The 9721-nt window shown below is 59.5% G+C and carries 9 protein-coding genes, 1 tRNA gene and 1 pseudogene; 7 read left to right on the top strand and 4 right to left on the bottom strand.

Features of this window, described 5'->3' with window-relative positions:
- Positions 1-325, top strand: a pseudogene (locus ERD80_RS04385) (lipid kinase YegS); the annotation flags it as partial.
- Positions 326-457: 132 nt separating this feature from the next.
- On the opposite strand, the gene ERD80_RS04380 reads toward ERD80_RS04385, so the two are convergent.
- Positions 458-1579, bottom strand: a complete 1122-nt coding sequence (locus ERD80_RS04380; RefSeq protein WP_136545886.1) for a Gfo/Idh/MocA family oxidoreductase — start codon at positions 1577-1579, stop codon at positions 458-460.
- A gap of 308 nt (positions 1580-1887) precedes the next feature.
- On the opposite strand from ERD80_RS04380, the gene ERD80_RS04375 reads away from it, so the two are divergent.
- Positions 1888-1963: transfer RNA gene (locus tag ERD80_RS04375), tRNA-Asn, on the top strand.
- Between the two features lie 55 nt (positions 1964-2018).
- Here ERD80_RS04375 and ERD80_RS04370 read toward each other — a convergent pair.
- Genes ERD80_RS04370 through ERD80_RS04360 form a run of 3 tightly spaced genes read right to left on the bottom strand, consistent with a single transcriptional unit; the run spans position 2019 to position 4296 of the window.
- Positions 2019-2792 (bottom strand): molybdopterin-binding protein, encoded by a 774-nt coding sequence (locus tag ERD80_RS04370; protein WP_021509306.1) that lies wholly within the window; start codon positions 2790-2792, stop codon positions 2019-2021.
- Positions 2789-3619 carry a cytochrome b/b6 domain-containing protein gene (locus ERD80_RS04365; RefSeq protein ID WP_136545884.1) on the bottom strand — a complete coding sequence of 277 codons (831 nt, stop codon included), beginning with the start codon at positions 3617-3619 and terminating at the stop codon, positions 2789-2791. Before ERD80_RS04365 ends, ERD80_RS04370 begins: the two co-directional genes overlap by 4 nt.
- Before the next feature lie 41 nt (positions 3620-3660).
- Entirely contained in the window at positions 3661-4296 is a 636-nt protein-coding gene (locus ERD80_RS04360; protein WP_104093096.1) for a hypothetical protein, read from the bottom strand.
- 230 nt (positions 4297-4526) lie between these two features.
- On the opposite strand from ERD80_RS04360, the gene ERD80_RS04355 reads away from it, so the two are divergent.
- The 5 genes from ERD80_RS04355 to ERD80_RS04335 form a co-directional block, all read left to right on the top strand.
- Positions 4527-5072 (top strand): chorismate mutase, encoded by a 546-nt coding sequence (locus ERD80_RS04355; RefSeq protein ID WP_136545882.1) that lies wholly within the window; start codon positions 4527-4529, stop codon positions 5070-5072.
- Between the two features lie 297 nt (positions 5073-5369).
- Positions 5370-6380, top strand: coding sequence for a Zn-dependent oxidoreductase (locus tag ERD80_RS04350; RefSeq protein WP_136545888.1), 1011 nt, complete (start codon positions 5370-5372; stop codon positions 6378-6380).
- A gap of 151 nt (positions 6381-6531) precedes the next feature.
- Positions 6532-7815, top strand: a complete 1284-nt coding sequence (locus ERD80_RS04345; protein WP_058780333.1) for an MFS transporter — start codon at positions 6532-6534, stop codon at positions 7813-7815.
- A 52-nt stretch (positions 7816-7867) separates the two neighbouring features.
- Positions 7868-9328, top strand: a complete 1461-nt coding sequence (locus ERD80_RS04340; protein WP_058780332.1) for a mannitol dehydrogenase family protein — start codon at positions 7868-7870, stop codon at positions 9326-9328.
- Positions 9329-9427: 99 nt separating this feature from the next.
- On the top strand, positions 9428-9721 hold a 294-nt coding region (locus ERD80_RS04335; protein WP_136545880.1), incomplete at its 3' end, for a GntR family transcriptional regulator.

The following is a 9721-nucleotide window of genomic DNA, read 5'->3' as shown; positions in this document are numbered from 1 at the left end:
CGCGCTGGTGATTGGCATTGGCAATGGCCGTCAGGCCGGTGGCGGACAGCGGTTGTGTCCGGAAGCGCTGATCAACGACGGACAACTTAATCTCAGCATCGTAACCGCCCAGGAGCTACTGCCAACGCTGCTGCACTCGCTGACGCGCGACGATGAAAACCCGAACATTGTCGCGGCACAGCTGACGTCACTGACCATCCGTTCACCGCATGAGATGACCTTTAACCTCGACGGCGAGCCGCTGTCCGGCAGTGAGTTTGTGATTGAGGTGCAGCCCGGCGCGTTGAGCTGCCGCCTGCCGCCGCAGTGTGCGTTGCTGGCGTAATCTTTGGAAAATTTCTGCATTATCCCGGTGCGCATAAATGCGCACCCTAAGAGGCTCGCCATCCCTGCACGCACCGTGTAGGGTCGCCATTCATGGCGACCGGTTACGTGCGTCTGCGGCTGACGCTCTGCATCACACCTTCATCCAGCGGCGCTCCACGGCGGAAATCGCCACCGCTTCCAGCACCTTCTGCACCTGCAGCCCTTCGGCAAAATCCGGCCACATGCGATCGCCGGCGGCGATGCCGTTGATCAGATCGCGAATCTCGACCGTTTTCTGATCGTTAAAACCGATGCCGTGGCCGGCCGAGACGCAGAAGCTGGCGTAATCGGGGTGCGCCGGACCGGTGAGAATGGTTTTAAAGCCCTGGCGACCGGCCGGATCGTCGTGCAGATACAGTTCCAGCTCAGCCATGCGCTCCTGCGTGTAGCGCAGCGTGCCTTTGGTGCCGGTCACCACATAAGTCAGCCCCATCTTGCTGCCGCAGGCGATGCGCGAGGTTTCAATCACGCCGTGCGCGCCATTTTTAAAGCGCAGCAGCGCGCTGGCCTGATCTTCATTTTCCACCGGCAGCATACGTGACGGCGCCTTCGGATCTGGTCGCTGTTTGATCACCGTCATCATGTCACCGCTCACCTCATCAATATCACCGACCAGATAGTGCGCCATGTTGACGATATGCGCCGCCAGATCGCCAAGCGCGCCGAGACCGGCCAGCGCTTTCTGGCAGTGCCAGTCGAGCGGCGTCTCCGCGCGCGCCAGGTAATCTTCGTTATGGGTGCCGTAAAAGTGCACCACCTCGCCGATCTCACCGCGCGCGATAATCTCCCGCGCCAGCTGGCTGGTTGGGTTTTTCATGTAGTTGAAGCCCACCAGGGTTTTCACTCCCGCCTGCTCTGCCGCCTGCACCATCTCTTCGGCATCGGCCACCGAGAGCGACAGTGGCTTTTCGGAGTAGACGTGCTTGCCGTGGCGAATCGCCTCCAGCGCCATCTCTTTGTGCAGGAAATTGGGCGCGCAGATATCGACCACGTCGATGTGCGGATCGCGCACCAGCTCGCGCCAGTCGCCCGTCGAACGGGCAAAGCCAAACGTCGCCGCCTGCTGCGCCGCCAGCGCCGGATTCACCTCTGCCAGCATCTCGCGCACAATCTCACCCTTCAGGGCGAACACCGTGGGTGCCTGCGCATAGGCAATCGCGTGACAACGCCCAATATATCCACTGCCAATCATACCGATTCTGACTTTGTTCATGCTGCACCTGCGGTTCACGGGGATGAGTTTCCCGGAATATATGTTTCGTTTTGGGCGGCGACAACGGAAAAATGAAATATCTGTGATCATACATGCGAGGTATCTGACAGAAGCGACAAATCAGAATGTAATTTTGCATAGCATTGGTGACATCTCTCACAATCAGGCGCAGTGCTGGCGCTAATTCGCGCCATCGCGCGGGCCCGCGTCGGGCAATTGACGCTTTATTCAGCAGTCAGAAAAAATTGTGAAAAAGAGCTTTGACAAGCCACAGCCTGCCCGATAATATGCGCCCCGTTCCAAACGATTCCTCTGTAGTTCAGTCGGTAGAACGGCGGACTGTTAATCCGTATGTCACTGGTTCGAGTCCAGTCAGAGGAGCCAGATTTAGAAAAGCCTGCTTTTAAAGCAGGCTTTTTGCTTTTCTGCGTTCTGACGTTCAGATACCGCCATACCACTCGTAACCGCGATCTTCCCAGTAGCCACCGCGTCCGCCCCACAGCTGGGCAAACGAATCCACCACTTTAATTTCCATCAGATACTTGGCGTGCTTGTAACCGAGCTGGCGCTCGACCCGGAGACGCAGCGGCGCACCGTGCGCGACCGGCAGCGGCTGATCGTTCATACGGTAGGCCAGCAGCGTTTGCGGATGCCACGCATCCTGCAGATCGATACTTTCGTAGTAGCGCCCGCTGCCGTCCAGCGTCTGCTCCAGTTCGTCGGCACACAGGAACACTACGTAGCGGGCACCTGGCCGCAGGCGCGCCGCATCCAGCACCAGTCCGAGCGGTACGCCCTGCCATTTGCCAATCGCGCTCCAGCCCTCCACGCAGTCGTGCCGGGTAATCTGCGTGCGACTGGGGAACCGCTGCAGATCGCTGAGCGATAAACTCAGCGGCTGTTGCACCAGCCCGGTGACGCGCAACCGCCAGTCGGCAAACCCGTTCGCCAGCAAACGCGCATATTCGTCGGAGTCGGGCATTTGCGTGCCGTTGGCGCGGAACAGCGGCGAAATATCGGCCTCGCTGAACTCCGGTGCCAGCCGCTGGCCGCCCAGCAGGCGCTGGCTGGCACGCGTCAGCCGCTCGGTCTGATTGAGCCAGCCGCTGACCGTGTCGTTTTGCGTCAGTTGATCGCAACCGCTCAGCAGCGCCGCGCCGGCGCCGGACAGCGCGCCCAGCAGCAGGCGGCGACGCGACAGCTCGATTTTCATGATGGGGTATCCTCTTTGTCGATCGCGTAACGGCCGGTGATCATCGAACGCAGGTTATTGAACACGCCTGACACCAGCACCATCACTACATGCACCAGCACAAACAGCACCAGCAGCGTTGCGGTGATAAAGTGCACCGTGCGCGCCGTGGGACGGCCGCCAAACAGATCGGGTAAAAACGGCAGCGCCGCATCCAGTGCTGGCGACAGGGTTAATCCACTTAGCAGCATCAGCGGCAGCAGTATGAAGATCACCAGCAGATAGCTGAGTTTCTGCAGCGCGTTATAGCGCCGCGCCGCTTCACCGCGGGCGAAGCGCAGCCGGGCGTGGTCGCAAATCTCCTGCCACAAATGACGCGCGCCCAGTTGCTGACGGTCGGGCAACAGATCGCGGCGAAAGTGCCGGTGCCAGAAACCGTGCAGCAGATAAATCACGCCGTTGAACAGCAGCAGCCAGGCAAAAAAGAAGTGCCAGTGGCGACCGGCTCCCAAATCCTGCCACGACGGCAGCGTCAGCCAGCCGGGGAACGCGCGCGCCGTCAGCGTGCCCTCCAGCTTCGAGACACCGAGCACGCCGGTGGTATTCAGTTGCAGCGAGCCGAGCCGGGCAAATCCCTGCTGCTGACGATTGCCGATTTCAAACACCGGCTGCTCATGGTCTGCGCCATACAGGCCGACATACAGACGCGGATGCGCATTAAAGATTTGCAGTCCGCTCATCAACAGTACGGCAAAACACAGGGCGTTGACCCAGTGCGTCACGCGCACCAGCAGCGAATGACGTCGGATTAGGGTTTTACTGCGGGAAGGTGAAGGCTGTTGCATCATCGAGCCCCTTACCAGCCAGGCGAGGCCTGGCTGGAGCCGGATTACATCGGCGGCACTACGCCGTTTTTGCCGACAATGATATTGCCTGCGGTGAGCTTACCGTCGGCGCCCTTCTCGGCCGGAACAAACACCGTGGTGCCGGGTTTCAGGTCATCCGGGGTGGCCGCCGCCAGCGTCACCACCGGCGTACCGGCCGGAATGGCAATTTTTTTCTGATGGCCGTGATAGCTCACCGTCACTTCGCTGTTATCCACCGAGGTGACGCTATTGGCGACCGTGGCGTTGGTCATTGAGCTGCCCGGCTTCAGATCCCAGCTGAAGTTGCCCTCGCCTGCGCCTTTCAGCTGCGCCGGGAAAATCAGCACTTCGAGCGCGCCATCTCCGCCGCCCGCTTTCGGCAGCGAGGCAATGCCCACGTAATCGCCCTTTTTAATGTCGCTGATGCTGGCCTTCGCCACCGCAGACACCATCGCGCCTGGCTTCATGGCCACGCTGACCTCCGATCCTTCGCGTGACTTGATAGTGAGCTGCTGCCCGTTTACCGATTCAACAACGCCACGTACCTGCACTTTTTGCCCTGCCATCTCTGCCGCCATCGCCGGCGACAGCGTGGCACCGGCCAGCAGTGAACCGGCAATCAGCAGTGAAAGGCGTTTGTAATGTGATAAGACCGTCATGGAGTGTTCCTTTTGATGATAAGCGCTGCCTCAGCGGCAGCCCTGTGCCAGAAATCATTCAACCCAAAGCGCAATAACATTGCGGCAAAAGGCGCTGGAAAACAAACCTACTAGTTGGTAGATTAAAAAACAAGATAATTTTTCACCCTGTACTTTGTCATGTCATTATTTTGTCTTAGCCTGAGCCTCGCGCAGATCCAGCGCCTGGGTTGAACATTGGGAGCATCAGTATGGAAATGCAGTTACGATCGGCCACGTTAGCGCTGCTGATTTGCAGCTGTTCCGCCGCCGCGGCAGAACTCAGCAGTCCTTCGCCGGGCCAGCTTATTAACACGCGTTTGTCTTACATGAAGGATGTGGCGGGTTATAAAGCGCAGCATCATCAGCCGATTGAAGATTTGGGTCAGGAGCGTAAGGTGCTGGACAAAGCCCTGGCGGAAGCGCGTCAGCTGGGCCTGGACGATGCCACGGTACAGCCGTTTATTCAGGCACAGATGGATGTGGCGAAAGCGGTGCAGTATCGCTATCGAGCCGACTGGCTGGCGACGCCGGAGCCGCACTGGCAGCCGCGTCCGCTGGATGAGGTGCGCAAAAGCATTGGTCATTACAGCGACGCGATTCTGACGCAGCTTGCCGCGCAGTTGAAACAGGGCACGACGCTGCAGGCACCAGAGAAGGCCGAATTTATGCGCGACATTCAGCAGCGTAATGTGTCACCGCAGGATAAAGAGTTATTGTGGCGCACGCTCAGCGCGGTGACGTTACGGCGGCCTTAATGTTGCGCGGCGAGCGTGCCGTCGATCGCAGCAGGCCTGTCATTTTGCAGCGTTTATTCCGGTCGCCCTGAATGGCGACCCTGTAAACCAGATAACGACTTTACAGGGTGTGCAGTGAGGCGCACCGCAACGCCATTCTTAAACTTCTCTTTGCAACTACCCCATCCGCTCTGTGATTGCGTTCACAACTCTGCAACAGTAACTTGTATGGTAGTATTATTGCGCGTATTTTTTCGTCATTACTGTCGCGTTATTGCTGGTGTGCCGCGCCTTCAGGCCACCCGCCAGGAGTGAATGATGAAAAGTGTGGTGATTGAACAACCGGGTAAACTGCTGCTGGCCGAGCGCGCGCTGCCGCAGCCCGCCGCTGATGAAGTACGGGTAAAAGTGAAATTTGCCAGCATCTGTGGCTCTGACGTGCACATCTGGCACGGTCACAATCCGTTTGCCCGCTATCCGCGCGTGATCGGCCATGAGTTTTTCGGCGTGATTGACGCGGTCGGACAGGACGTTGATGCCAGCCGGCTGGGCGAGCGCGTGGCGGTCGATCCGGTGGTGAGCTGCGGCCACTGCTATCCCTGCTCCGTTGGCCGTCCTAATGTCTGTCAGTCACTGCAGGTGATTGGCGTCCACCGCGACGGCGGCTTCAGTGAGTATGCCGTGGCACCAGCCAAAAATGCCCATCGCCTGCCGGCGAGCATTCCCGACCAACTCGCCAGCCTGGTTGAGCCCTTCACCATTGCCGCGAATATCACGGCGTTCCTCAAACCGCAGCCACAGGATGTGGCGCTGATTTACGGTGCCGGTCCGATGGGGCTGACCGCCATTCAGGTGCTGAAAGGCGTGTACGGCGTACAGCAGGTGCTGGTGGTGGACCGCCTGCCAGAGCGGCTGGCGCTGGCGCAGCAAAACGGTGCCGATCGCCTGTATAACAACAGCGAGATCCCGCTGGCGGCGCAGCTGGAAGGCGTTCAGCCGACGCTGATTATTGACGCCGCCTGCCATCCGGCGATCCTCGCCGAAGCGGCGGCGCTGGCCTCGCCGGCAGCGCGCATTGGCCTGCTCGGGTTTTCTGCTGAGCCGTGCAGCCTGACGCAGCAGGCGTTGACCAGCAAAGAGCTGTCGCTGTTTACCTCGCGCCTGAACAGCAACCGCTTCCCGCAGGTGATTGCGTGGCTGGAACAGGGACTGATCCAGCCGGAAAAACTGGTTACCCACTATTTCCCGCTGGCGCAGATCGAGCGCGCCATGACACTGTTTGAACAAGACCCGCGCACCTGCTGCAAAGTGATCCTGCAAATGGATTGAGTGATGCGCCACACCAGATGTCCCTGATGCCGGTGCGTACCCGCCGGCCACAACAATAATCCCCTGCATAAATCAGGCGCAGCGCCGCGGTCATCAAGGTCATCTCCCCGTGACGCTGCAGTCTGAAGAAGAACAGGGAAACGGAGTTTCTATGCTGAAGAATCTACGCTGGACCCTCGTACTGCTGCTGTTCCTGGTTTATATGATCAACTACCTCGATCGTATTGCCCTGTCGCTCACCGTGCCGCTGGTGGAAAAAGATCTGATGATCAATGCCGAGCAGTTCGGCCTGATCTTCGGCAGCTTCTTCTTCGGCTACGCGCTGTTCAACTTTATTGGCGGTTTAGCCACCGATAAATTCGGCCCGACGATTGTGCTCGGCACCGCCGTCGGCTTGTGGTCGCTGTTCTGCGGTATGACCGCGCTGGCGACCGGTTTCTGGTCGATGATGATTCTGCGCGTGCTGTTCGGCATGGCGGAAGGTCCGATTTGCGCCTCGGCCAACAAAGCCATCAACGGCTGGTTCCCGAAAAAGCAGGCCGCCACCGCCATGGGTCTGCTGAGTGCCGGTTCCCCGCTCGGCGGCGCGGTCGCCGGGCCGATTGTCGGCTACCTGGCGCTCTCCTTCGGCTGGCGTCCGGCGTTTGTGGTGATCTGCCTGATTGGTCTGGTGTGGATGGCGCTGTGGTTCTTCTTCGCCGCCGATAATCCGGCGCGCAGTAAGCGCGTCTCTGCGCAGGAGCGCGCGCTGGTAGAGAAACTGAAAGCGGAAGAGCCGGCAGATATCATCGACGCGGACGGCAAAGCGCACGGCATGGGCTACTATCTGCGTCAGCCGATTATCCTCGTTACCGCGTTCGCCTTCTTCTGCTACAACTACATTCTGTTCTTCTTCCTGAGCTGGTTCCCGGCCTATCTGGTGCAGGCGCACGGGCTGGATATCAAAGCCATGAGCATCACTACCATGATCCCGTGGATTGTCGGCTTCGTTGGCCTGGCGCTGGGCGGCTGGATTTCCGATAAAATCTTTAATATTACCGGTAAGCTGCTGCTATCACGCAAGATTGTGCTGGTAGTATCGCTGCTGGCGGCAGCGATATGTGTGGCGCTGGCGGGCACCATCAAAGAGGTGAATTCGGCGGTGATCATGATGTCGATCTCCATCTTCTTCCTCTACATCACCGGTGCCATTTACTGGGCGATTATTCAGGATGTGGTGCACAAAAGCCGCGTCGGCAGCATCAGCGGCTTTATTCACCTGATTGGCAGCCTGTCCGGCATTATCGGCCCGATCGTTACCGGCTTCATCGTGCAGCACACCGGCAAATTTGACAGCGCCTTTGTGCTGGCGGGCGTGGTGGCGGCTCTTGGCGCGCTGCTGGTGCTGTTTGTGATTCGCAGCCCGAAAGCCAGCGACAAACCGGTTTCCGTTTAATCGAATGACTCTGCCGGGGCGCCGCGCGCCCCGTTTGCCACAAGGATTATGCATGTTACAACCCGATCGCCTTCCCGCTGACGTACAGCGCCCCCGTTACGACCGCAGCCAGCTGAAAACCCGCATGGTGCACATCGGTTTTGGTGCCTTTCACCGCGCGCATCAGGCGCTGGCCACTGACCAACTGGCGCAGTACGGCAGCGACTGGGGCTACTGCGAAGTGAATCTCAACAGCGGCGCGCTGATCGCCGCTCTGCGCCAGCAGGATTTGCTGTACAGCGTGACCGAAATGGCCGACGACAGCCTGCACACGCGCATTGTTGGCGTAATTACCCAGGCGCTGCACGCGAAAAGTGACGGTATAGAGGCGGTGATTGAAGCGATGAGCCAGCCGGAAATCGCCATCGTGTCGATGACGGTCACGGAAAAAGGCTACTGTTCGCTGCCGTCGAGCGGCCAGCTCGACCTGACGCATCCGGACATCGTGCACGATGTGGCGCATCCTGACGCGCCGCGCTCGCTGCCCGGCGTGATCCTGGCAGCGATTGAACGCCGTCGCCAGCGCGATCTGCCGCCGTTTAGCGTGATGTCGTGTGACAACATGCCGGAGAACGGCCACGTTACGCGCAATGTGATAACCCAGCTGGCGCAGCGCCGCAGCCCGGCGCTGGCGGATTATATTCAGACCCACCTCACCTTTCCCTCAACCATGGTGGATCGCATCGTACCGGCGATGACCGATGAAGCTTTCGCGACGCTGGAAGCGCGGCTGGGCAGTCGCGATCCGGTGGCGGTGGAGGCCGAACCTTTTTTCCAGTGGGTGATTGAAGATAACTTCGTCAGCGGCCGCCCGGCCTGGGAACAGGCCGGTGCTGAGCTGGTGCGTGATGTGCTGCCGTACGAAGAGATGAAGCTGCGCATGCTCAACGGCAGCCACTCGTTCCTGGCTTATCTCGGCTATCTGGCCGGGTATCAGCACATCAGCGATTGCATGGCCGATGCCAATTTTCGTCAGGCGGCGCGCGCGCTGATGCTGCAGGATCAGGCACCCACGCTGCGCACGCAGGATGTCGATTTGGTCGCCTATGCCGACTCGCTGATCGCCCGTTACGAAAACCGGGCGATTAAACATCGCACTTATCAAATCGCCACCGACGGCACGCAGAAACTGCCACAGCGCCTGCTGGATAGCGTGCGCTGGCATCTGCGTAACGGGACGGCCTGTGATTATCTGCTGCTGGGCGTAGCAGGCTGGATGCGCTATATCAGCGGCGTCGATGAGCAGGGCGCGGCGATTGAGATTCGCGATCCGCTCAGCGCGCAGCTGGCCAGCATTGTTGCCAATAGCGAGGATGGCCCGCAGCGCGTTGAGGCCTTACTGCGCCTGCAGGCGGTGTTCGGCGACGACTTACGTTATCACACGGTGTTTGTTACGCGGCTTACTGAGCTGTATCAGCAGCTGCGGCTTACCGGTGCACGCGCCACGGTGCAGGCGCTGGTCACAGAAGGCTAAGCCGCCTGCACAAATGTGTAGCGCAGACGCAGCGTGCTGATTAGACTGACGCTTTCTCATCGGGCTGGCGGCGGCCAGCCGTAATACGGATATTGCTGCATGTCGATTGCCTATACCATAACCACCAGCGAACCGGTAAATCAGCAGATTTATCGCTATCTGCGGAAGGATATCGTGACCTGCGTGATCCATCCGGGCTCGCTGCTGTCGGAGAAAGAAGTGTCGGCGCGTTTCAACGTGTCGCGGCAGCCGGTGCGGGAAGCCTTTATCAAACTGGCGGAAGCCGGCCTGGTGCAGGTTCTGCCGCAGCGCGGTACCTTCGTGCGCAAAATCTCCGCCCAGCGCGTGGCCGACGGCCGTTTCATCCGTGAAGCGGTGGAGATCGCCGTGGTT

It is taken from the genome of Pantoea sp. R102, assembly GCF_004916815.1.
GTDB classification, from domain to species: Bacteria; Pseudomonadota; Gammaproteobacteria; order Enterobacterales; family Enterobacteriaceae; genus Pantoea; species Pantoea dispersa.
Note: the sequence above shows the minus strand (reverse complement) of the source record. Positions and strands in the feature narration are given on the sequence as shown.